Source organism: Streptosporangium sp. NPDC002721, from assembly GCF_042888905.1.
Lineage (GTDB): Bacteria > Actinomycetota > Actinomycetes > Streptosporangiales > Streptosporangiaceae > Streptosporangium.
Genome location: NZ_JBIAQI010000006.1, coordinates 8,582 through 32,585, shown reverse-complemented (window position 1 = coordinate 32,585; position 24,004 = coordinate 8,582). Strand labels below are relative to the sequence as shown.

General features: G+C 73.2%; 11 protein-coding genes. 10 read left to right on the top strand and 1 reads right to left on the bottom strand.

Going from position 1 to position 24,004, the window contains the following annotated elements:
• Positions 1-4: 4 nt before the first annotated feature.
• The 6 genes from ACFYWM_RS09400 (at position 5) to ACFYWM_RS09375 (ending at position 6,727) form a co-directional block, all read left to right on the top strand.
• Complete coding sequence (locus ACFYWM_RS09400) at positions 5-439, top strand: Fur family transcriptional regulator (RefSeq protein ID WP_389911191.1); 435 nt, start codon at positions 5-7, stop codon at positions 437-439.
• A gap of 971 nt (positions 440-1,410) precedes the next feature.
• Complete coding sequence (locus tag ACFYWM_RS09395) at positions 1,411-1,602, top strand: ferredoxin (protein ID WP_389911188.1); 192 nt, start codon at positions 1,411-1,413, stop codon at positions 1,600-1,602.
• Positions 1,603-1,759: 157 nt separating this feature from the next.
• Positions 1,760-3,361 carry an ABC transporter substrate-binding protein gene (locus ACFYWM_RS09390; RefSeq protein WP_389911185.1) on the top strand — a complete coding sequence of 534 codons (1,602 nt, stop codon included), beginning with the start codon at positions 1,760-1,762 and terminating at the stop codon, positions 3,359-3,361.
• Positions 3,358-4,311, top strand: coding sequence for an ABC transporter permease (locus ACFYWM_RS09385; protein ID WP_389911180.1), 954 nt, complete (start codon positions 3,358-3,360; stop codon positions 4,309-4,311). Before ACFYWM_RS09390 ends, ACFYWM_RS09385 begins: the two co-directional genes overlap by 4 nt.
• Positions 4,308-5,168, top strand: a complete 861-nt coding sequence (locus ACFYWM_RS09380; RefSeq protein WP_389911177.1) for an ABC transporter permease — start codon at positions 4,308-4,310, stop codon at positions 5,166-5,168. Before ACFYWM_RS09385 ends, ACFYWM_RS09380 begins: the two co-directional genes overlap by 4 nt.
• The gene (locus ACFYWM_RS09375) at positions 5,165-6,727 is read left to right on the top strand and encodes an ABC transporter ATP-binding protein (protein WP_389911174.1); all 1,563 of its coding nucleotides are present in this window, start codon (positions 5,165-5,167) and stop codon (positions 6,725-6,727) included. Before ACFYWM_RS09380 ends, ACFYWM_RS09375 begins: the two co-directional genes overlap by 4 nt.
• Before the next feature lie 47 nt (positions 6,728-6,774).
• Here the strand turns inward: ACFYWM_RS09375 and ACFYWM_RS09370 are convergent, their stop codons facing one another.
• Positions 6,775-8,409 (bottom strand): (2,3-dihydroxybenzoyl)adenylate synthase, encoded by a 1,635-nt coding sequence (locus ACFYWM_RS09370; protein WP_389911171.1) that lies wholly within the window; start codon positions 8,407-8,409, stop codon positions 6,775-6,777.
• A 183-nt stretch (positions 8,410-8,592) separates the two neighbouring features.
• Here ACFYWM_RS09370 and ACFYWM_RS09365 point away from each other — a divergent pair, with 183 nt between their 5' ends.
• The 4 genes from ACFYWM_RS09365 to ACFYWM_RS09350 are packed head-to-tail and all read left to right on the top strand — an operon-like array spanning position 8,593 to position 23,976.
• Entirely contained in the window at positions 8,593-15,336 is a 6,744-nt protein-coding gene (locus tag ACFYWM_RS09365) for an amino acid adenylation domain-containing protein (RefSeq protein WP_389911168.1), read from the top strand.
• Positions 15,333-20,849, top strand: a complete 5,517-nt coding sequence (locus tag ACFYWM_RS09360) for an amino acid adenylation domain-containing protein (protein WP_389911165.1) — start codon at positions 15,333-15,335, stop codon at positions 20,847-20,849. The genes ACFYWM_RS09365 and ACFYWM_RS09360 overlap by 4 nt, the downstream gene beginning before the upstream one ends.
• The gene (locus ACFYWM_RS09355; protein WP_389911162.1) at positions 20,846-22,009 is read left to right on the top strand and encodes a saccharopine dehydrogenase NADP-binding domain-containing protein; all 1,164 of its coding nucleotides are present in this window, start codon (positions 20,846-20,848) and stop codon (positions 22,007-22,009) included. The genes ACFYWM_RS09360 and ACFYWM_RS09355 overlap by 4 nt, the downstream gene beginning before the upstream one ends.
• Positions 22,006-23,976 carry a Gfo/Idh/MocA family oxidoreductase gene (locus ACFYWM_RS09350; protein WP_389911159.1) on the top strand — a complete coding sequence of 657 codons (1,971 nt, stop codon included), beginning with the start codon at positions 22,006-22,008 and terminating at the stop codon, positions 23,974-23,976. Before ACFYWM_RS09355 ends, ACFYWM_RS09350 begins: the two co-directional genes overlap by 4 nt.
• Positions 23,977-24,004 lie beyond the last annotated feature (28 nt).

Here is a 24,004-nt window from a genome sequence, read left to right as displayed (position 1 = left end):
TTCGGTGGACAACCCTGTAGAAAGTGAAAACCATTGTCAAGCCGGAGTGATGATCAACATGCCAGAGCCACCCCGGTGGCACACCCGACTCCGCGCGGCCGGCATCCGGGCAACGCGAAAACGCGTCCTGGTCCTGGAGGTGCTGACCGCCGAAAACGGACCGGCCACAGCCCGGCAGCTACACACCGGACTCCTGGCGCGAGACAAGGCAATCGGCCTGACAACCGTCTACCGGACCCTGTCCTCACTCGTGGACGCGGGCCTCGCGCACGCCTTCACCCGGGCGGGCGAGACCACCTACCGGCTCTGCGGCCCCGCCCGGCACCACCACATGATCTGTCGCGTCTGCGGACTCGTCACAGAACAAGGGGCAGAGGAACGAGTGGACGGCTTCCAGGTCGAGGAGGTGTACGGCATCTGCGGCAACTGCACGACATGAGCTGGCCGCCGGCCTCCCAACGCCACGGCGCCACAGCGCCACGGCGAGCGAAGGTCGTGGTGGTTCGCCGCGCCCACCTGGTCGATGTCGTCGCGTTCCCGCGCCCGCTGGAGGCTGAGGCGCTTGCATCTCCTCGTTCGGGTGCTCGGGTGCTGGGTCATCTGCCGGCGATGCCGCCCTAACGTGGTGACGACGCCAGGGGGCGGGCGTGCGCCACGGGGCGGCGGCCGGCGTCGCGAAGGCGAACAGGCGACGTCCATCGCGAGCATCCGTCGAAGTCTTCGTCGTCCTTGGGCGCTCAATACCGTGCGAAGCGGTTCGGCGAGCTCGGCGGGTGCGTGCTGAGGCCCTTGTGTCCGCGGGAGTAGCGGACGAGGCCGGTGCCGGACCGCTTGGTGAGGAGGGCGGCGGGAGGGCGGGGCGGTCCGCCGCGTGAGTCCGCTCCGCCCGTGGGCCTCACCTGGCCCGCCCTCGGCCCTGCCCGCGTCTTCGCCTGTGACCGGAATCCCCAGTTCCGGCTCGCCGCTCTGGCCGAGGGGGGTCACGACGTACTGGTGTTGGAGCGGGAGTCCGACAAGCGCGGTGCGACTTCCATGACATCCCAAGTCCCGGCCCAACGGCTTCGTGGATGGCCTGCATCGTTGGCCCGCAGGAACCCCCAGGCGAGCTTGACGCGGCGGCGCGGCCGTGGGGCTCGTCGGGCCGGCGACGACGGAGGGTCCTGCCGGCTGGTCGCGGTGCGGTGGACGACGAGCAGACTTCCGGAAGTATAAATATGGTTATCATTTCCACTATCCTGTATCGAACGCCGGCATCGTCCGCCGTCAGACCGGCCGCGTGACCACCGTTCTTCCTGCTTCTCGCGGTCGAGGGCAGCGGCTGACGGCTTCACCCAGGGAAGGGAGGACGTCTTGGCAATCACCCCAGGGCCGCTCGGGACCGGTCATGAACGGTCCGGCACCGAGGTGACCGTGAACCCAGACATCTGTGTCGGCGCCGGACAGTGTGTGCTCGCCACTTCCGAGGTCTTCGATCAGGGCCCCGACGGGTTGGTGGTCCTTCTCACCAGGACTGCCCCGCCCTCGCTGCGCACCGCCGTACGGCAGGCCGCGCGTCAATGCCCAGCCGGTGCCGTCACCGTCGCCGACGGCACCGCCCGCTGAGCGGACAGCCCGGCGGCTGTCCCGCGATTCCCCGCACCGTTCGCCACCTCTTCCCACCATCCGGCCAAAGCCGCCGAGACGCCGTGCACCTGCTCCGCGAGCGGCCCGTCTTCAACCGGATGCCCGCCACCGCAGTGCTTTCACATCAAGGAGAACCATGTCCCGCCCTTTCGATCGCCGCCGCTTCCTCCGTCAGGGGGCCCTGGCCGCCGTGGCGCTGGCCGCCGGGCCTGGTTTGATCACCGCCTGCTCGGCTGATGGTTCCACCGCGTCACCGAAGACCGGTGCGGCTTCCGGGACGCCCCGGGCGGGGGGCACGCTCCGGGCCGCCTTCGTCGGTGGTGGCGCCTCCGAGACCCTCGACTTCTTCAACGGCCCCACCCCGATGGACCTGGTGCGGGCCCGTGCCTGGCACGCCACCCTGGGCAATCTCGACCCCGCCGCCGAGGACGGCGTTCGCTACGGGGTCCTCGAAGGCATCGACGTGTCCGAGGATCTGTCCACGTACACCCTGCGCCTTCGCCGCGACGTCCGTTTCACCGATGGTTCCACGTTGACCTCGGCCGATGTCCTGCACTCCCTGGCGGCCCTCGCGGCGGGCAGCACGCTGCCGGTGTACCGGATGGCCTCGCTCAACTTCGACCTCGCCCGCGCGAAGGCCGACGGCGACCTCAAGGTGATCCTGCCGACCGTTCGTCCGATCGCCGACGGCCGTCTGATCCTGTGCCAGGGCAACTTCCTCGTCGTCAAGGACGGAACGAAGCGGTTCGCCACCGGTATGCCGACGTGCGGCCCGTTCACGCTCACCGAGTTCACCGCCGGGCAGGGCGCCGCCTTCACCCGCAACGACGACTACTACGGAGCCGCCCTGGGGCAGGGGCCCCGCCTCGCCGGTCTAGAACTGCGCTCGATCGCCGACTCCGACGCCCGGGCCGGTGCGCTGACGAGCGGTGAGGTCGACTTCGTGCACGACCTCTCCCCCGTCACCGCTCGTACGCTGTCCGCCGATGAGAAGTTCGACCTCGTCTCCTCCAAGAGCCCTTACCTGGTCGGCCTGTCCTTCCGGATGAACATGAACGTCAAGCCGTTCGACGACGAACGGGTGCGTGAGGCGTTCAAACTCGCCGCCGACCGCGAGGCCATGGTGAGGACGGTGTTCTACGGCAACGCCACCGTGGGCAACGACCTGCCTTCGATGGGCTTTCCCGACTACGTCGAGGGGCTCGCGCAGCGGGCGCACGACCCTGACAAGGCCCGTTCCCTGCTCAAGGCCGCCGGCGCGGAGGGGATGGAGGTCGTGCTGACCACGGGGCCGGAGACTCCGGGCATGGTGGAGGTGGCGACCCTGTACGTCGAGGACCTCAAGAGGATCGGGGTGAAGGCCTCGCTCAAGGAGCTGCCCGCCGGCCAGCTCTTCGCCGACTTCGCCGCCTACACCCGGCTGCCGCTGGCCGCCTCCTACCAGGTGCCGGTCCCGGCCCTGTCGACCTACCAGATCGGCACGGCCGGCGGCGCGCCGTCGGCGTTCGGCTGGAAGCGCCCCGACGTCGACGCCCTCGTCTCCAAGTCCCGTGCGCAGAGCGACCCCGCGGAGGCCAAGAGGATCGGAACCGAGGCGCAAAAGGAGCAGTGGGAGGGCGGGAACACGGTGCTTCCGGTGTTCAAGCCCTACGTCAACGCCCAGGCGAAGGGGGTCACCGGCATCCAGGACGACCTGTTCGAGCAGTTCCCCGGTTTTTCCCGGGCAGCCCTGACGTGAGCTGGGCGGTCTTCGTCGGCCGCCGGGTCGCCGGCGCGGCCGTGCTGCTCGTCCTGCTGTCCGGCGCGGTGTTCGCCGCCACGGCCGTGCTGCCGGGAGACGCGGTCAGCGCGGTGGCGGGCACCGACGCCTCCGTGGCGGAACGCGCCCGCGTTCGGGCCGCCCTCGGCCTGGACCGGCCGGTGGCCGAGCGGTATGCCCGGTGGGCGCTCGGCGCGGTCCGCGGCGACCTGGGCACCGGATTCGTCGGGCATCGGCCGGTCGTGGAGGTGCTGGGCGCCCGGCTTCCCAACAGCCTGCTGCTGGCGGGCCTGACCCTCGCCCTCACCGTTCCGCTCGCGGTGCTGCTCGGCCTGTCGTCCGGCCTGCGGGCGGGCACCACCGCCGACCGTCTGGTCTCCTCCCTCGCCCAGGTCGCGGCGGGGATACCGGAGTTCGTGTCGGCGGCGCTGCTGATCGCCGTGTTGTCGGTCTGGTTGGATGTGCTGCCGCGGGTCTCCCTGGTGCCGTTGGGCGGCACCCCGCTGGAGGCCCCGCAGGGCCTGGTGCTGCCCGTGCTCACCCTCACCGCGGTCGCCCTGGCCACGGCCACCCGGCTGATTCGCGTCTCGGCGGCGGATGTGGCGGCCTCCCCGTACGTGGAGACGGCCCGGCTCAACGGGGTGCGTGGCCTGCGCCTGGCCCTGCGTCATGTGCTGCCCAACGCCGTCGGCCCCGCCGTGCAGGCCCTCACGCTCATCACCGGTGTGCTGGTCGGCGGGGCCGTGGTCGTGGAGGGTGTCTTCGACTATCCCGGGATCGGCCGCGAGCTCCAACGGGCCGTCGCGGCCAGGGACATCCCGATGGTGCAGGGCATCGCCACGGCCCTGGCCGCGGTGATGCTGCTGATCCTGCTGCTGGGTGACGTCTGCGGTCGGCTGCTCGATCCGGTGGGCGGGGATCGGCGATGACGGGCGTCCTGATGCGGGAGGGGGAGCTTCGGGCGGGCGGCTCTGCCGCGCGACCACGCCGCCGATGGCTGCCGCTGCTCACCGGGGCCGGGACGTTGTTCGTGGTCGCGGTCGGGTTGTGCGGGCCGGTGTTCGCCCCCTACAGCCCGACCGAGCAGTTGGGGATGCCCTTCCAGCCACCGGACGGCGCCCATCGGCTGGGGACCGACGTCCTGGGCCGGGACGTGCTGAGCCGGGTGCTGTGGGGAGGACAGGTGATCGTCCTCACCGGGTTCGGCGCGACGCTGGTCGCCGGGGCCGCGGGGATGGCCGCGGGCGTGCTGACGGGACTTGCGCCCCGCCGCGTCGGCGATCTCGTCCTGCGGCTCGTGGACGCCTTGGCGGTGCTTCCCGCATTGTTGCTCATTCTCGTGCTGGCGGCCGGTTTCCCCGGCAGCGACCTGGCGGTCGTGGCCGCCGTCGCCCTGGCCACCATCCCGTTCTCGGTGCGTGTGCTGCGCGCGGCCACCCGGCAGGTCGTCGTCACCGGCTACGCCGAAGCGGCGTACGCCCGCGGCGACAGCAGGTGGGCCGTACTGCGCCACGACATCCTGCCCAACATCGCCGGACCGGCACTGGCGGACACGGCCCTGCGGCTGGTCGCCTCCATCCACCTCACCGCCACCGCCGGTTTCCTCGGTCTCGGCCGCGGCGCCCCGGCCCCGAACTGGGGACGCATGATCAACGAGAACATCCCCGGCGCCCCCCTGACGGTCACGCCCTTTTTGGCGCCCACCCTGCTGATCGTGCTGCTCTCGGTCTGCGTCGGCCTGCTGGCCGACTGGTTCGCCGACGCGGCATCCGGGGAGCGACGATGACCACCGCGGACGGCGAGGAACTGCTCCGCGTCACGGGGCTGACGCTGGCTCCGGTCGGCGGCGGCCTTCCCGTCCTGCGGGAGGCGACGCTGACCCTCGCCTCCGGGCGGGTGCTGGGGGTGGTCGGACGCTCCGGCTCCGGCAAGAGCAGCCTGGCGCTGAGCCTGCTCGGCCACGTGCGCCCCGGCCTGGAACGGCGCTCCGGCGCGGTGCGGGTGGCCGGTCTCGATCCGTTCGACCGCTCGGGAGCCCGCCGGTTGCGGGGCCGGGTGGTGTCGTTCATGGGGCAGGATCCGGCGGCCTGCCTCAACCCCGCGCTGCGGATCGGGGAGCAGGTGGCGGAGGCGGTACGGCTGCGCTCTCCCGGACTTTCCGACGTCGCCGGGCAGGTCCGGTCGCTGCTGTCGTCGGTACGGCTGCCGGTCGACCGGGCGTTCCTGCGGCGCCGCCCCCATCAGGTCTCCGGCGGGCAGGCGCAGCGGGTGGCTCTGGCCGCCGCCCTGGCGGGCAGTCCGCGGCTCCTGGTCCTGGACGAGCCGACGGGCAGCCTGGACACCGTGCTGGCCCACCAGATGCGCGAACTGCTGACCGAACTGGTGCGAGACGGTGACCGTGCGGCGGTGCTGGTCAGTCACGACCCCGGCTGGGTCGCGGCGCTGGCGGACGAGGTGATCCGGCTGCAGGACGGACGGATCACCGCCTCCGGTCCTGCGCGGACGGTGCTGGCGGCCGGGCCGCGCGCCCTCGCGCCCGCCGGCCGCGCGGACGCCGAGGCTCCCCGAGCGGTCGCCGGTGAGAACCGGGGTGAGCTGCGGGTATGCGATCTGTCGGCCGCGCACGGCCGCAGGGTCGTCCTGCACGGCGTCTCGCTGACCGTCCCCGCCGGCACGTGCACGGCCGTGGTGGGGCCGTCCGGTTCCGGCAAGACCACCCTTGCCCGCTGTCTGGTCGGCCTGCACCGCGCGGCGCGGGGCACGGCCGGCTGGAGGGACGGGCCCGGCGGGCCGTCTGCCGCTTCGGGACGCGGCCGCGCGGTGCAGTTGGTGGCCCAGGACTCCCGCGGGGCGCTCAATCCACGCGAGTCGGTGCGGACCGCGCTGACGCGGCCGCTGACCGGCCTGAGGGGAATGCCGGCCGAGCAGGCCACCGCCGAGGCCGGCCGGATGCTCGCACTGGTCGGATTGGCGCCGGCGATGCTGTCACGCCGGCCAGGTGAGTTGTCCGGCGGTGAGCGCCAGCGGGTCAACCTGGCGCGGGCCCTGGCCGGTGCGCCGCGGGTGCTGGTCTGTGACGAGATCACCTCGGCGCTGGATCCGGAGATCGGGGCAGGCGTCCTGGACCTGCTGACCTCGCTGCGCCGGACGCTGGGATTGACGGTAGTGCTGGTGACCCACGACCTGGCCGAGGCGGCGCGGTATGCGGACCGGGTCGTTGTGCTGGACGGCGGGCGGGTGGTCGAGTCGGGCCCACCGGGCCGGGTGTTCGCCCGGCCGCGGCACCCGGTGACACGAGAACTGGTCGGCTGCTCCCGTGTGAGCCCGGCACGAGGCCCGGTGTAGGCGGGTGAGGGGAAGGGGATGGTCGCCTTCTTCCCCTCACGATGGGGTCAGGCCGGTGACAGCGTTCCGGCCAGGGCCTTCTTGTCGATCTTTCCGACCGCGGTCAGCGGCATGGCGGCGATCCCCACCACCTGGTCGGGTGCCTTGTAGCGCGCCAGTCCTCGTTCTGCGAGGAAGACGGCCAGTTCCCTCGTCCCCGGTACCGGCCCGCAGCAGACCAGGAACGCCACCGAGCGTTCACCCCAGGTGTCGTCGGGAGCGCCGACCAGTGCCGCCTCAGTGATCAGCGGGTGGGTGAGCAGGTGCTCCTCCACCTCGATCGCCGCGATCTTCTCGCCGCCGCGGTTGATCTGGTCCTTGATCCGCCCGACGACGACCAGGTGACCGGAGGGAAGCCGGCGCACGAGGTCTCCGCTGCGGTAGAAGCCGTCGGGGGTGAAGGCGATGAGGTTGTGCTCCTGCGCACGGTAGTAGCCGCGCGGGGTGTAGGGGCCGCGGGTGAGCAGTTCGCCGGGGAGTCCGTCGTCGACGGGCCGGTCGTCGGGGCCGACGATGAGGATCTCGTCGTCCGGGCAGATCGGGCGCCCCTGGGAGGTGCAGATGAGCTCCTCGGGGTCGTCCAGGCGGGTGAGGCTGATCAGTCCCTCGGCCATGCCGAAGACCTGCTGGACCGTCACGTCCAGCGCGGGGCCGAGCTTGCGGGCGACGTCGTCGGCAAGCCGCGCTCCCCCGACCTGGAGCACCTTGAGGCTGCCGAGGTCCGCCGCGCCGCGGGCACCTTCCTCCATCCAGTGCGGGACCAGGGGCGGGCTGAGCGAGGTGATGGTCACGCGCTCGCGTTCGATCAGCGCGAAGGCGGTCTGCGGGCTCGGATCGGGCGCCACGACGACGGTGCCGCCGGCGGCCAGAGTGCCCAGCACGCCGGGGCAGGCGAAGGTGAAGTTGAAGGCGATCGGCAGGACGGCGAGATAGACGGAGTGCTCGTCGAGCCCGCAGACCTCGGCGGCGGCGCGGGCGTTGTAGGCGTAGTCGTCGTGGGTGCGCGGGATGAGTTTGGGCAGGCCGGTGGTGCCGCCGGAGTGCAGCAGCAGCGCCAGGTCGCCGGCGTCGGGATCCTCCTGGCCGGTCGCGACGGGTGCGGCGTCGGTCCTCAGGTCCTCGAAACGGGTGAAGTCGCGATGCGCGCCCGGGTCGCCGACCACCACCACGTGGCGCAGCGTGCCGCTCCCGGCCTGGTCGGTGAGGATGTGGCGCAGCAGCCCGCGGTGGTCGAATCGGGCGTGCCGGTCGGGGATGACGCAGGCCACCGCGCCCGAGATGCGAACCAGGTGGCCGATCTCGGCGCGGCGGTGTCCCGGCATGGCGTGGACGGGCACCGCGCCGAGGCGCTGGAGGGCGAACCAGAGCAGGACGAACTCCGCGCGGTTGGGCAGCTGGACCACGACACGGTCGCCCTTGCGCAGGCCCAGCCGCCGCAGTCCGTGCGCGAGCCGGTCCGCCTCGGCATCCAGGTCGGCATAGGTCCAGCGGCGGTCGCCGTCGACGAGCGCGGTTCGCCGCGGGTGCCGCGCGGCCCACTCACGTAGGTGCGCGCCGAATGTGCGGCCACTCCAGTATCCGGCGCGACGGTAACGCTCCGCGTCGGCGTGCGGCCAGACCGGGTGGGTCTGGGGCTGGGTCATGGCGATCCCCTTCTTCGTCTCCCGCTGGGAGTGGCATGTGCCTCGTTCATCTGTTTAAGATGCACAAGCAGAAATGATAATCATTTCTACTATATTGCTCCATCGGCACGTCCTTCCGCTGACGCGACGCCACGGGCAAGCACCACGCACATCCGAGAGCCCACACCGGAGGGGACCCCACCCTTGAGTGACGAACACGCCGTCCCAGAACAGACCTCGCCCCCCGCACAGCCGCCTTCGCAGGCACCGGCGTTCGCGCCGGACGACGTACGCGAGGTGGTCGCTCAGGCGCTGGGGATACCGGCGCGGGAGATCGGCCAGGAGCGCGACCTGTTCGAGCTCGGCCTCGACTCCCTCACCGTGATGAGACTCGTCGGCCAGTGGCGCCGCCTCGGTATCGCCGTCACCTTCCAGGACCTGGTCCACGACCCGGTGCTCGGCTCCTGGAGCGCCCTGCTGACGGAGAAGGCGCGGCAGGCCTGCCTCGACACGCCCTCCCCCGCACTCGTCGCGGATCCCGGTCACGACGAGGAGGCGCCGTTCGCGCTGGCGACGATGCAGCACGCCTACTGGATCGGCCGGCAGGACGGCCAGCCGCTGGGCGGCGTCGCCGCCCACTTCTACGTCGAGCTCGACGGCGAGAAGGTGGATCCCGTACGGCTCGATGGGGCGCTGCGCGCTCTGACCGAGCGGCACGGCATGTTGCGGGCCCGCTTCGACGACGAGGGCCGTCAGCGCTACGGCACGTCCGGCACCGGTCTGGTCGTCCACGATCTGCGAGAACTGCCCGCCGACGATGCCGCGGACACGCTGGAGACGTTGCGCGAGCGCCACACCCACGCCCGCCTCGACATCGCGGCGGGCGAGGTCTTCCGGGTCTGCCTGTGCCTGCTGCCCGGCGGGCGCACCAGGCTCCAGCTCGACCTGGACATGATGGCCGGTGACGCGCTGAGCCTGCGCGTCCTGCTCACCGATCTGCGCCGGCTCTATGAGCGCCCCGATGCGTCACTGCCCGCCCTCGGCCTCGACTACGGCCGCTACCTGGCCGAACACGCCCGGCGTCGCGGCCCGGAGCGTGAGCGGGCCGCCCGGTGGTGGCGCGACCGGCTCCCCGGCCTTCCCCGGGCGCCCCGGCTGCCCACGACGGTGGACCCGCTGCGGCCGGTGTCGGCGGCCGACTCCGCGCTCACCCACTCCAGACGCCTGCACCACTGGCTGGACCCGGAGGCCAAGGCCGCCCTCCTGGCCCGGGCACGGCTGCACGGCCTCACCCCCGCCGCCGCCCTGGCCACCGCGTTCGCCGAGGTCATCGCCGCCTGGAGCGACACCCCCCGCTTCCTGCTCAACCTCCCGCTGTTCGACCGGGAGATGCTCACCCCCGACGTCGCCGGCCTCATCGGCGACTTCAGCGGCTCCGTCCTGCTCGACGCGGACATGAGCACCGCCCTGCCCTTCGCCGAACAGGCCCGGCGGCTGCAGGAGGGCCTGCAGGCGGGGGTCGCCCACGGCGCGTACGGCGGCGTGGAGGTGCTGCGCGACCTCGCGCGCCTCGAAGGCGCCCCCGTCCTCGCGCCCGTCGTCTACACCAGCGCCATCGGCCTGGGCGAGATCTTCGAGCCGGAGGTCCAGGCGACCTTCGGCCGGCCGGTGTGGATCATCTCCCAGGGCCCCCAGGTATTCCTGGACGCCCAGGTCACCGAACTCGACGGCGGGCTCCTTCTCAACTGGGACGTCCGCGACGGGGTGCTCGCCCCCGGCGTGCCGGACGCGGCCTTCGACGCCTACCGCCGCCTGGTCACCGGCCTCCTCACCACTTCAGAGGCCTGGCTGCTGCCCGTCGGGCCGCTGCTGGACGCCGGCCGGCTCCCGGTCCGCGCCGTCGCCGCCCTGCCCGCGGCCCCGCGGCCCGGCCACGTCCTGCACACCCGCTTCTTCCACCTCGCCGACGAGCGGCCCGGCCGCGTCGCCGTCGTCACCGAGGGCGGCGACGTGCTGACATACGCCGGCCTCGCCCTGGTGGCGCGCAAGGTGGCGGCCCTGCTGCGCCGCCACGGCGTGCGCGAGGGCGACACCGTGGCCGTCACCCTGCCCAAGGGCGCCGACCAGATCGCCGCCGTCCTCGGGGTGCTCGCCGCGGGAGCCGCTTATGCGCCCGTCGGGGTGGAACAGCCCGCCATCCGGCGCGGCCGCATCCACGCCGTGGCCGGCGCGGCCGTCGTGCTCACCGACGACGCCCACGCCCACCTGTGCGCCGACCTGCCCGGAGTGAGCGTGCTGCGCCTGGCCGACGCCGAGGAGCTACCTCCCGGGCCCGTCGCCCACCCCGGAGCCGACAGTGCCGCGTACCTGCTGTTCACCTCCGGCTCGACCGGGATGCCCAAGGGAGTGGAGGTCTCCCACCGCGCCATCGTCAACACCGTCGACGCGATGGGCGACCAGTTCGGCGTCGGTCCCGGCGACCGCACTCTGGCGATCTCCGCCCTCGACTTCGACCTCGCCACCTACGACATCTTCGCCCCGCTGTCGGTCGGCGGGCAGGTGGTCGTCGTCGGCCAGGAGCACCGGCGCGACGCCCACCACTGGGCCCACCTCGTCCGCGAGCACGACGTCAGCATCATCCAGTGCGTGCCCGCGCTGCTGGACCTGCTCATGGCGGCGGGCCAGGACGGGGGCCTCGGCGACGCGCTGCGCCTGGTCCTGCTCGGCGGCGACTGGGTCGGGCTCGACCAGCCCGCCCGGCTGCGCGCCCTCGTCCCCGGCTGCCGTTTCGTGGCCCTGGGCGGCATGACCGAGGCCGCCGTGCACTCCACCGTCTTCGAGGTCGACGAGGTCGACCCCTCGTGGAAGTCCATCCCCTACGGCGTGCCGCTGCGCAACATGCGGGCCCGCGTCGTGGACGGGCGCGGACGCGACTGCCCCGACCAGGTGCCCGGCGAGCTGTGGATCGGCGGCCCGAGCGTCGCCACCGGCTACCGCGGCGATCCCGAGCGCACCGCGTCCCGGTTCGTCGAGTACGACGGCGAGCGCTGGTACCGCAGCGGCGACCTGGCCCGCTACCGGACGGACGGCGTTCTGGAGTTCCTCGGCCGCGCCGACCACCAGGTGAAGATCGGCGGGCACCGCATCGAACTCGGCGAGGTCGAAGCGGTGCTGGAGGAACATCCGGACGTGCTGCACGCGGTGGCCACCGTGCTGGAGAGCCCGGTCCGCCGCCTCGCCGCGGCCGTGTCGCCCGTATCGCCCGCGGGCGGCGACTTTTTGGACCCCGACGCTCTGCGGAGCCGGGCGGCCGAACGGCTGCCCGCCTACATGCTTCCCGAACACGTCCTGGTCATGGACGCGATGCCGCTCACCTCCAACGGCAAACTCGACCGGGCGGCCGTGCGGCACCTCCTGACGGCCTCCGCACGCGAGCACCCCGTGGCGGCCGAACCCCCGGCCGGCCCGGTGGAGAGCGTGGTCGCGGGCGTGTGGGCCGAACTCCTCGGAGTGCGCGACGTGGGCCGCGGCGACGGCTTCTTCGCCCTCGGCGGGGACTCGCTCATCGCGACCCGCATGATCGGCCGGCTGCGCGCCGCCGGCCTCGGCGGGGCCCGCGTGGCCACGCTCTTCGCCAACCCGGTCCTGCGGGAATTCTGCGCGCTGCTGACCCTGGAGCCCAAGACCCCCGGCCCGGACACCGCGCCGGGCGTCGTCCTTGCGGCCGACCCCGGCCGCGCCCACGAGCCTTTCGCGCTCACCGACGTCCAGGCCGCCTACCACACCGGACGCGACCCCGGTTTCACCCTCGGTGGCGTCGGAACCTGGCACTACAGCGAGTTCGACGGCGCCGACGTGGACTTGGGACGGCTGGAGTGGGCCTGGCAGACCCTCATCCAGCGGCACGGCATGCTGCGCGCCGTCGTGCGAGACGGCACGCAGCAGGTGCTGGAGAGCGTCGCCCCGTATCGAATCGACTGCCGGGAGACCGACGAGGCCGGAGCCGACGAGGCCCTCGCCGCTCTACGCGAGCGAATGTCGCATCAGGTACGCGACCCCGGCCGCTGGCCGCTCTTCGCCGTCGCGGCGGTGCGCTACCCCGGCCCCGCGGGCTCGGCCCGGACCAGGCTCGCCGTCGGCCTGGACTACCTCCTCCTGGACGCACTGTCGATCACCACCCTGTACGCCGAGCTCAACGCCCTCTACGCCGACCCCGACACCTCGCTCCCGGTGATCGAGCTGTCGTTTCGCGACTACCTCACCGGGCTTGCGGCCGACCCCCGCTCCACCGAACGGGCCCGCGCCCACTGGCAGGCGCGGCTGGAGGAACTGCCGCCCGTCCCCGCCCTGCCCCTGGACCGCAACCCGGCGCTGCTCGAGACGCCCCGGTTCACCCGCAGGCAGCTGCGCCTGGACGCCGCCGCCTGGCACGCCGTCAAGGAGCGCGCCGCCCGGCACGGCCTGACGCCCTCCACCGTGCTGCTCGCCGCCTACGGGGAGGTCCTGGCGACCTGGAGCGGAACCGACGCCCTCACCCTCACCCTGACCCTGTTCAACCGGCGCGAGGTACACCCGCACGTCCACCGCGTCCTGGGCGACTTCACCTCCCTGTCCCTGGCCGCCTACCGCCGCTCCGGCGACGGCTGGCTGCCGGCCGCCGCCGCGCTGCAGCGGCGGCAGGCCGAGGACCTCGACCATCAGGACGTGCCGATCGCCTGGCTGCTGCGGGAGTTCGCCCGCCGTGCCGGCACCCTTGATGCCGCCGCGCCGGTGGTGTTCACCAGCGCGCTCGGCGTCGGCGACGCCGGACTGTCCGACCCGTCCTCCGGCTTCCCGCCCAAGGTGTGGGGAATCTCCCAGTCCCCCCAGGTCATCCTGGACAACCAGGTCACCGAGGAGTCGGGTGAGCTGGTCGTCACCTGGGACGCGGTGGAGGAACTGTTTTGCGACGGCGTGCTCGACGCCATGTTCGACGCCCACACCCGGCTGATCCACCACCTGGCCGGCGGCGACTGGAGCGCGCCGATCCCGGACCTGCTGCCCGCCGCGCAGCGGCGGCGGCGTGCGAAGGTGGCGCTGGAGGAGGAGGGGGAGCCGGTCACCCCCCGGCCGCTGCACGAGGCGTTCTTCGAACGCGCCGCCGCCGAACCGGACCGGACGGCACTGGTCACCTCCGAGGGCGGCACCACCAGCTACGGCGCGCTCGCCGACGGGGCGCTGCGCACCGCCGCCGCCCTGCTGGAGCGCGGCGTACGATCAGGTGACCTCGTCGCGGTCAGCCTGCCCAAGGGGCCCGAGCAGATCACGGCCGTGCTGGGTGTGCTGGCCGCGGGCGCCGCCTACGTCCCGGTCGGCCTGGACCAGCCCGCCGGCCGCCGCGACCGGATACGGACGGTCGCGGGAATCGGCCTGACCCTCGGCGAACGGCCCGAACCGCCGCGGGCCGGCGCGCCAGAGGAGATCGGCGCGCACCCGGTGATGTCCCTTCGGGAGGCGCTGAGCCATGAACCGCTGGAGCGGCCACGTCACGTGCCGGCCGAGGCACTCGCCTACGTGATCTTCACGTCCGGGTCGACGGGTGAGCCCAAGGGAGTGAAGATCTCCCACGCCGCGGCCTGGAACACCGTCGCCGACATCGGAGCGCGCCACGACATCGGCCCCGGCGACCGGGTGTTCGCCCTGTCCGCGCTGGACTTCGACCTGTCGGTCTACGACATCTTCGGCCTGCTGTCGGCCGGAGGATCACTGCTGCTGCCCACCGACGAGCTGCGACACGAACCCCGGCGGTGGCCAGAGCTCGTGCACCGCCACGAGGTGACGGTGTGGAACACCGTGCCTGCGCTCCTGGACCTTCTCCTGGACGCCCAGGAGCACGCGGTGACGGACACCGGGGCACTGCGGGGGCTGCGCGTCGCGCTGGTCTCCGGCGACTGGATCGGCCTGGACCTGCCGGGCCGGCTGCGGGCACTCAGCACGCGGCCCTGCCGGTTCGTCGCCATGGGAGGCGCCACCGAGGCGTCGGTGTGGTCCAACACCCTCACCGTCGAGAAGGTGGACCCCGGCTGGGCGTCCATCCCCTACGGACGCCCGCTGACCGGACAGCGCTACCGCGTCGTCGACGACTTCGGCCGCGACTGCCCCGACTGGACGCCCGGCGAGCTGTGGATCGGCGGCGCCGGGCTGGCCATGGGGTACCTGGGCGATCCGCGCCGCACCGCGGAGAAGTTCCCCACCCGCGACGGACAGCGCTGGTACCGCACCGGCGACCTGGGCCGCTACCGCTCGGACGGACTCCTGGAGTTCCTCGGCCGGCTGGACACCCAGCTGAAGATCGCCGGACATCGCATCGAGGCCGGCGAGGTCGAGGCGGCCATCGAAGCCCACCCGGACATCTCGCGGGCCGCCGTGGTGGCCGCGGGCGAGCGCACCGCCCGGCGGCTGGTCGCCTTCGCCGTCCCCCGCGAGCTCCCGGCCGCTCCCCCCGCCGGCCACGAGATCTCCGGACCGGACGCGACCTCGCTCCTGAACCGGCTCCACGGCTGGCTCGGCGAGCGTCTGGCCGCCTACGCCGTACCCTCCCGGATTCTGCCGCTCGCCGCGCTGCCACTGACCGCCAACGGCAAGGTCGACCGCGCCGTGCTGGCCCTGCTGGCCGCCCGGGACACCTCCTCGGCCGGCGCCGAACCGCCCCAGGGGGAGGTGGAGAGCGCCCTCGCCGAGCTGTGGGAGGCCCAGCTGCCCGGTTCGGCGGCAGACCGCAACGCCGACTTCTTCACCGTCGGCGGGGACAGCTTGTCCGCGATCCGCCTGGTGTCGGCGGTCGAACGCCGTTTCGGGACCGGCATCACGATCCGCACCCTCCTGGCCGCACCGACCATCGCCGCCCTCGCCGCGAAGATCACCGCAACGGTCGCCGGCGCGACCGACATCGAAATCGGAGAACTGTGAACATCACCGAGCTGCTGGCCAGATACGCACGTGACGGCGTGGTCCTGTGGGCTCAGGACGGGCGACTGCGCTTCCGGGCGCCCAAGGGCTTTCTCACCGACGAGCGGCGCGCCGAGCTGCGCGCCCACAAGGAGGCGATCCTGCGGCACCTGGCCGAGGCGCAGGAGAGCCGCACCCTGCACCACGACGAGGAAGGCCGCCACGACCCCTTCCCCCTGACGGGCATCCAGGCCGCCTACCTGATCGGCCGGGCCGACGCCTACGCCTACGGCGGTGTCGCCTGCCACGCCTACGTCGAACTGGAGTACGCCGAACTCGACACCGGCCGCGTCAGCGCCGCCTGGCAGCACCTGATCGAACGACACGACATGCTGCGCGCGGTCGTCCACACCGACGGATACCAGCGAGTGCTCCCCGAGACGCCCGAGCTGCGCGTCAGCGTCACCGACACCACCGGCGCGGCGCAGGCCGACGCCGCCCTGGACGACGCCCGCGCCAGGATGTCGCTGCGCCGGGGCCCCACCGACCGCTGGCCGCTGTTCGACGTGCACATCACCCGGGCCCCCGGGCGGGCAGTGCTGCACCTGTCGTTCGACATGCTCACCGTCGACCACGCCAGCCTGCGCATCCTGCTGGCCGAGTTCCACCACCTGTACCGCGACGGCGCCGGCGCACCGGCCCCGCTCGGCATCACCTTCCGGGACTACGTCCTGGCCCGGCGGGCCCTGACGGAAACCCCCGGCTACGCCCGGGACCGGGAGTACTGGACGGCGCGGCTGGAGGAGCTGCCGCCCCCGCCGGAACTGCCGACCGCCGAACCCTGGGCCGCCGAACACGCCGACGACGGTGACGTCCGGTTCCGCCGCCTGGAGCGGCCGCTGCCGGCGCAGGCCGGGCGGCGCCTGAGCGAGCGCGCCAAACAGCGTGGACTCACCGTCTCGACGGTGCTGCTCACCGCGTACGCCGAGATCGTCGGCCGCTGGTCGCGCACCGCGCGCTTCACCCTCAACGTGCCGACCGTGGACCGTCCGGCGCTGCACCAGGACATCGGCCGTCTCGTCGGCGACTTCACCTCGGTGGAGTTGCTCGCCGTGGACCTGAGCGCATCGGCCTCCTTCACCGGCCGGGTCCGGGAGATCGGCGCCCAGCTGCTGGAAGACCTGCAACACCCGCTGTTCACCGGCTCGGAGGTGCTGGCCGAGCTGTCACGCCGGGCCGGCGCCCCCGTGCTGATGCCGGTCGTCTTCACCAGCGCCCTGGGCGGCGCCGGAGCACCGGACGGCATCCCGCCGGAGGTCTCCTACGCGCTCACCCAGACCCCGCAGGTGTGGCTGGACTGCCAGGTCATGGAGCGGGGCGAGACGCTGGTCATGTCCTGGGACATCCGCGAGGGCGCCCTGCCCGACGGCGTTGCCGAGGACATGTTCGGCGCCTACGTCGCGCTGGTCGAACAGCTGGCGGCCGAAGGCGCCGAGGCCGAGGACGCCTGGGAGCGGCCGGCCCGCGTCGAACTGCCCGCGGCGCAGGCGGCCCGCCGGGCCGAGGTCAACGCGACGCGGGGCCCGTTGCCGGACGCGCTGCTTCACGAGCCGGTCCTGGCCCGCGCCCTGGCCACCCCTGAGGCGGTCGCGGTGCGCTCCCCCGAGCGCACCCTGACCTACCGTCAGCTGCTCGGGCGGGCGACGCGGGTGGCCGGCCTGCTGGTCGCGGACGGGCTGCGCCCCGCCGAACCGGTGGCCGTCTGGATGGACAAGGGCTGGGAGCAGGTCGTCGCCGTGCTGGGCACGCTGCTGGCCGGCGGCGCCTACCTGCCCGTCGACACCGCGCAGCCCCCGGCGCGCCGCGACACGATCCTCGCCGACGCCGCCGTCCGTACCGTGCTGACCCAATCCTGGCTGGCGGAGATCGACGATCTCCCCGACGACGTGTCGGCCGTCGTGGTGGACCACCTGCCCGAGAGCGCCGAGGATGACGCGCCCGATGTCATCGCGGCGCGCCGCGCCGCCCCCGACGATCTGGCCTACGTCATCTACACCTCCGGCTCCACCGGCACGCCCAAGGGCGTGATGATCAGCCACCGGGCCGCCCTCAACACGGTCCACGACATCAACCACCGCTACGCCGTCACCGACGGCGACCGCGTCCTCGGCATCGCCTCGCTGGGCTTCGACCTGTCGGTCTACGACATCTTCGGCCCGCTGTCGGCGGGCGGCGTGCTGGTGCTGCCCGAGGCCGGACGCCGCGGCGACCCCTCGCACTGGGCCGACCTCATCTCCAGCTGCGGCGTCACGGTGTGGAACTCGGTGCCCGGCCAGTTGCAGATGCTCTGCGACTGGCTGCGCTCGGAACCCCCCGGCCAGGACGGCACGCTGCGCCTGGCCCTGCTGTCCGGCGACTGGATCCCGGTCACCCTGCCCGACGAGGCGCGGACGATCCTGCCCGGCCTGGAGGTCATCTCCCTGGGCGGCGCCACCGAGGGCTCCATCTGGTCGATCGCGCACCCCATCGGCACGGTGGACACCGCCCGGCCGAGCATCCCCTACGGCCGCCCGCTGACCAACCAGCGTTTCGCCGTGCTCGACCACGCCCTGCGGCCCCGGCCCGACTGGGTCGCCGGTGAGCTGTACATCGGCGGAGCCGGAGTGGCCATGGGCTACTTCGGCGACCAGGCCCGCACCGCGGAGCGTTTCATCACCGATCCGGCCACCGGTGAGCGGATCTACCGCACCGGCGACCTGGGCCGCTACCTGCCTGATGGGGACATCGAGTTCCTCGGCCGCGAGGACGCCCAGGTGAAGATCCGCGGCTACCGGGTGGAACTCGCCGAGATCGAGGCCGCCGTACAGGCCCACCCCTCGGTCGGCGTGGGGGCGGTCCTGGTCGACGACTCCGCCTCGGGCGGGCGCCGCCTGGCCGCGTTCGTCGAAACCGCGCACCACGGCTCCGACGAGCCCGCACCCCCGTCCGCGGTCCGCGCGCGCCAGGCCGCGGCGCACGCCGTAGGCGAGGCCTCCGCGCGGATCGACACCGAACGGCTGACCGCCTTCCTCGACACGCTCGACGAGGTCGCGCTCTCGGTGATGAGCCGGGTGCTCACCGGCGCCGGCCTGTTCGCCGGCGGCGCCGGGCACACCGCCGAGGAGATCTGCGCCGCGCTGCGCTCCACCCCGCGCCACCGCCATGTCCTGCGCCGCTGGCTGCGCGCGCTCACCAGCCGGGGCCGGCTGTCCTACGACGAGGCCACCGCGACCTTCGGCGGGCTGCGCCCGGCCACCGCGGCGGACCTGGAGCACGCCTGGCAGCGCGCCACCGCACTGGAGCGGGAGGTCGGCTGGAGCAGCGAACTGCTCGGGGTCATGCGCACCTGCGCCGACCGGCTGCCCGAACTCATCTCCGGCGACCTCGACATCCGCGCGCTGCTCTTTCCCGGCGCCAGCGTGGAGGCGGCCGACGCCGCCTACCGCGACAACCTGGCCATCCGCCACCTCAACCAGGCCCTGGTGGCCGCCGTGCGGGAGATCGCCGCCGGCCACGCGGGCGAGGAGCGGCTGCGCGTGCTGGAGGTCGGCGGCGGCGTCGGCGGCACGACCGGCGAACTGGTGCCGGCCCTGGCCGAATACGGCGTGGACTACGTGTTCAGCGACCCGTCGGCGTTCTTCCTCAACGAGGCACGCGAGCGCTTCGCCGACCACCCCTGGGTGCGTCACGAACGCCTCGACGTGGACGACGACCTCCGCGAGCAGGGATTTCTCCCCAACTCCTTCGACGTCGTGGTGTGCGCCAACACCCTGCACGCCGCCCGCGACACCGAGGCCGCACTCGCCCGGCTTCGTGAGCTGCTGGTGCCCGGCGGCCATCTGGTGTTCGTGGAGAACACTCGCGACGACCACTACCCGCTGCTGGTGTCCATGGAGTTCCTGGAGGTCGCCGGGCGCACCTGGACCGACCACAGGGCGCACAACGGGCAGTCCTTCCTCACCCGGCCCCAATGGCTGGACCTGCTGGACCGGCACGGAGCGGTGGACGTCGTCTCGCTTCCCGAACCGGGCGACCCGCTGGCCGCTACCGGCCAGGAACTCTTCCTCGCCCGCCTGAAGGCCGACCGCGTCCACGTCACGGCGGGCGAGCTGACGCGCGGCGTGTCCACCCGGCTGCCCGAGTACATGGTTCCGTCGCTGTGGCAGATCGTCGACGCCCTGCCCCGCACGGCCAACGGCAAGACCGACCGCAACCGGCTGCGCTCCTGGCTGCCCCGCGAGGGCGCGCAGGCGGCTCCGGCCGCCGACGAGCGGCCGATGGACGAGCTGGAGAGCAGGCTCGCCGAGCTGTGGGCGCGGCTGCTGGCCGTGGAGCACGTCGGCCGCACCGACGACTTCTTCGCGCTGGGCGGGGACTCCCTGCTCGTGGCCCGCATGGTCGGCCGGCTGCGGGAGCGGATCTGGCAGGCCGCCGAGCTGGAGTGGGAGGTCGTGCTGCGGCACATGCTGCGGCGCCCGACGGTGGCCGGTCTGGCCGCCTTCCTGCGCGGCCTCACCGATGAGCCGTCGGCCGACCGGCCCGACGCGCCGGTCGATCCCGTCATCCACCTGCACGGCACCCGTTCGGCGGACGAACCCACCACCGTCCTTGTCCACGCCGGAACCGGGACGATCATGCCGTACCGGGCGCTGGTCACCGAGATCAGACGGCGCTCCCCCGGGGTCGCCGACGTCGTGGGCCTGGAGGTCCCCGGCCTCGACCGCTACCTGGCCGCCCCGCCCGAGGGACTCATCGAGCAGCTCGCGGCCGACTACGCCCGCGCGCTGACCTCGGGCGGCGGGGAGCGTTTCCACGTCGTGGGGTATTGCCTGGGCGGCCTGATCGCCACCGAGGTGGCCCGCAACCTCGCCGAGTCCGGCGCCCAGGTGGAGAGCCTGACGGTCATCAGCAGCCACAGCCCGAGGTTCCGCCTCGACGACGAACTGCTGTCGGAGTACTCCTTCGCCGTGATGATGGGCATCGACCCGGCCGACCTCGGCTTCCCCGACGACCAGTACCGGGTGGCGGCCGCCACCGACGCCGTGCTGGCCGGCAGTCCCGGCGTGCTGCCCGACGGCGGGCTCGCCGCCCTCACCGGCGAGTACGCCGACGTCGCCGCCTGCTTCCGGAACCTGGCCACCGTCCCGCGTGCCACGCGCATCGCCCGGATGTGCGAGGCGGTACCCGCCTCGGCCGGCAGCTACGAACCGGACCACATGACCCGGCTGTTCTCCGCCTACCGCCAGAGCGTCTTCGCCATCACCCGCTACAGCGCCGAACCCTACGCCGGCGACATCACCTTCCTGCGGCACGACGGCGCCTACCCCTTCCCCGGCAGCAAGGCCGCCGTCACCGAGTACTGGCAGGAGCTCACCCTGGGCGATCTGGAGATCATCGACATCGGCGGCGACCATTTCAGCTGCCTGTCGGTCGAGCACGCCCCCGCGGTGCTGAAGATCCTCGCCGAGCTGACCGACGGCGCGGTGACCCGATGAGCGGCACGCGCGTCGTCGGGGTGCTGGGCGCCTCCGGCGCGGTGGGCCGGGCCGCGGTCCGCGAGCTGCGCGACCTCGGCCACAGTGCGCTGCGTCTGGGCGGGCGCCGCACGGACGCGCTGCGGGCCGTGGCCGGCCAGGAACTCGCCGGGGCCGGTGACATCGTCCGGACCGACGTCGAGGACGCCGCGAGCCTGGCCGCCTTCGTACGAGGATGCGACGTCGTCCTCAACTGCGCCGGCCCGACCTACCGGCTCAGGGCCACCGTGGCCTCGGCCGCGCTGGCCGCCGGAGCGCACTGCGTCGACGTGGCCGGCGACGACCCGGCCGCCGAAGACCTGCTCGCCGACGGCGACCCGGCCCGCGAGGGCCGGACCGTGATCCTGTCGGCGGGAGCGCTGCCCGGCCTGTCGGCCATCCTGCCGCGCTGGCTCGCCCGCCAGGATCTGGACGAGGTGTCGGCGCTGACCGCTCACTGCGGCGGCCTGGAGTCCTGCTCGCCCACCGTGGCCGTCGACCTGATGCTCTCCCTCACCGCGGGCGGCGCGAACGGCGCCGCCTACGGGGAACCGCTGGCCGCCGTCCGCGGCGGACGCCGGATCTCCCGGGCGCTGCGGGCCGCCGAGGACGCCGAGATCCCCGGCTTTCCCGGCCGGGTGGCCGTGCAGCCCTTCCTCAGCGGCGAGAGCGAACGCCTGGCCACGCTTCTCGGGCTGGAGCGGGTGGACTGGTTCAACGTCCACCCCGGCCCGCAGGTACGCGCCCTGCTGAACCTGTTGCCGGGCCGCCTCGCCGCCGGAGCCGACCTCGGCGAACTCGCCGCCCGGCTGATCCTGGCCGCCGACCTCGACCTGGCCGGACGCACGCCCTACTACGTGCTCGACTTCCAGCTGACCGGCACCTCGGCCGGCCGGCCCGCGTGGCGCCGGCTGACGGTACGCACCGCCAGCAGCTACCGGCTCACCGCCGCCGTCGGGGCGCTGGCCGTAGACGCGATCGCGCGGGCGAGCGTCCCGCCCGGCGTGCACTTCGCCTGCGACGTGCTCGACCCGGACACCGTCGCCGACCGGCTCCGCGGCGGCGCCGTCGACCGGTTCGAGCTGTCCGGGTCCGCCGACGAGCCGCGCGCCGGCGATCCGGTCGAGGAGGGCGTCCTGTGAACGAGCAGGCCCCGCTGCGGGTGGTGGTCTGCGGCACCAACTTCGGCCGCTTCTACGCCGAAGCCGTCCTGGCCCACCCCGGCTACACCTTGGCCGCGATCCTCAGCCGCGGCTCCGCCGCCTCCCGCGCCTACGCGCGAGGGCTCGGCGTCCCCTATTACACCGAGGTCGACCGGCTGCCGGACGACCTCGACGCGGCGTGCGTCGTGGTCGGCTCATCGATATCGGGAGGAGAGGGAACCGCGCTGGCCAAGGCCCTGATCGGCCGCGGCGTCCACGTCCTGCAGGAACACCCCGTCCATCTGGACGAGCTGACCGAATGCCTCAAACTCGCCCGCCGCCACCGCGTGCAGTACCGGCTCAACACCCACTACCCGCACGTCGAGCCGGTGCGCGCGTTCATCCAGGCCGCCCGCCGGCTCACCGCCCGCCAAAAACCGCTGTTCCTCGACGCCGCCACCCCCGTCCATCTGATGCAACCGATGGTGGACATCCTCGGGCGGGCACTCGGCTCACTGCGCCCCTGGCGGTTCACCGACCCCCTGCCCCTGCCCGAGCAGTTCGGCACACAGCCGTTCCGCCTCCTGCAGGGAGTACTCGGCGGGACACCTCTGACCGTGCGGGTCCACCACCAGCTCGACCCCGCCGACCGCGACAACCACGCCCTGCACTGGCACCGGGTGTCGCTGGGCACCGAGGGCGGGGTCCTCACGCTGGCCGACACCCACGGGCCGCTGCTGTGGAGCCCACGCCTGCACGTCGACCGCGACGACGAGCGCCGGTTCGTGCTCGACGGGCCGGGCACCGGCGACCTCGACCTCACGACGACCTCGGTCGTCGGCGGCACCGGGACGTTCCGCGAGGTGTTCGCCGAGTTGTGGCCCCAGGCCGTCGGCCGCGCGCTCGACGGGCTGCGAGAGGCCGTGGCCGACGGTGAGGACGTCCTGCGGGCCGCGCAGTACGACCTGACGGTGTGCCGTATCTGGTCCGATCTGGCCGCACGGCTCGGACCACCGGAGATCATCCGGCCTCCCGCGCCCCACCCCCTTCCGGTCGGCGAGCTGTTCCCCGCCCGGCCGGCCCCGGCCGAAGAACGAGAACCGATTCCCGCACCCGAACCCCCCGCCGACACCGGATCCAAGCCGGTTCCCCCATCGCAGGCGCCCGGCCCGTCCGGCGCGGCGGAGCTTTCGTACACGCCGTCGGCCGAGTTCTTCGACCTCGTCGCCACCGGGCACACCGCCGGCGCGAGCGCCCCCGCCGTCGCGCGGGCACTGGCCGGCGCGGACCTCTCGCACGGGCCGGTGCTCGACATCGGGGCCGGTACCGGCCTGCTGACCGAGGCCGTCGCCCGGGCCCGGCCCGACGCGGAGATCCTCGCCTGCGAACCGGCCACCGGCATGCGGGCCGTCCTGACCAGCCGCGTCTTCAGCGACCCGTACCTGCGCCCCAGGGTGACGATCACCGCTGACGCCGCTCCGGAGCTGGAACTGCCCGACCGCGTCAGCGCCGTCCTGCTGTGCGGCGTGCTCGGCCACCTGGACACCGGGCAACGCCGGCGGCTGTGGGAGCGCCTGCTGCGACGCCTGCCCCCCAACGGTGTCGTCATCGTCGAGCTCATGGGGGTGGAAAGCCCCCTGGTCCTTCCCGAGGCCCGGATGGCCACCGCCCGCGCCGGTCGCCACCGCTACGAATGGTGGTTCTCCGGCGCCCCCGACCAGGACGACCCCGCCACGATGCGGCTGCACACCACCTGGCGGGTGTACCGGGACGACGAGGACGTCCCGCTACGCCTGGTGCACGACTCCTACCGGTGGATTCCCTTCGGGCTGCGGCAGGTGGCCGAGGAGTCCGGGCTGCACGCGCGACTGCTGCCCACCCGGCCCGGGGCGCCCCCACTGGCCGAGCTCACCCGGCAGCCGGTCGCGACCGCCCCTGTCCCCACCCCACGCCCCGTTCTCCCCTGACACCCCTCTCGCCAAGAACGAAGGACCA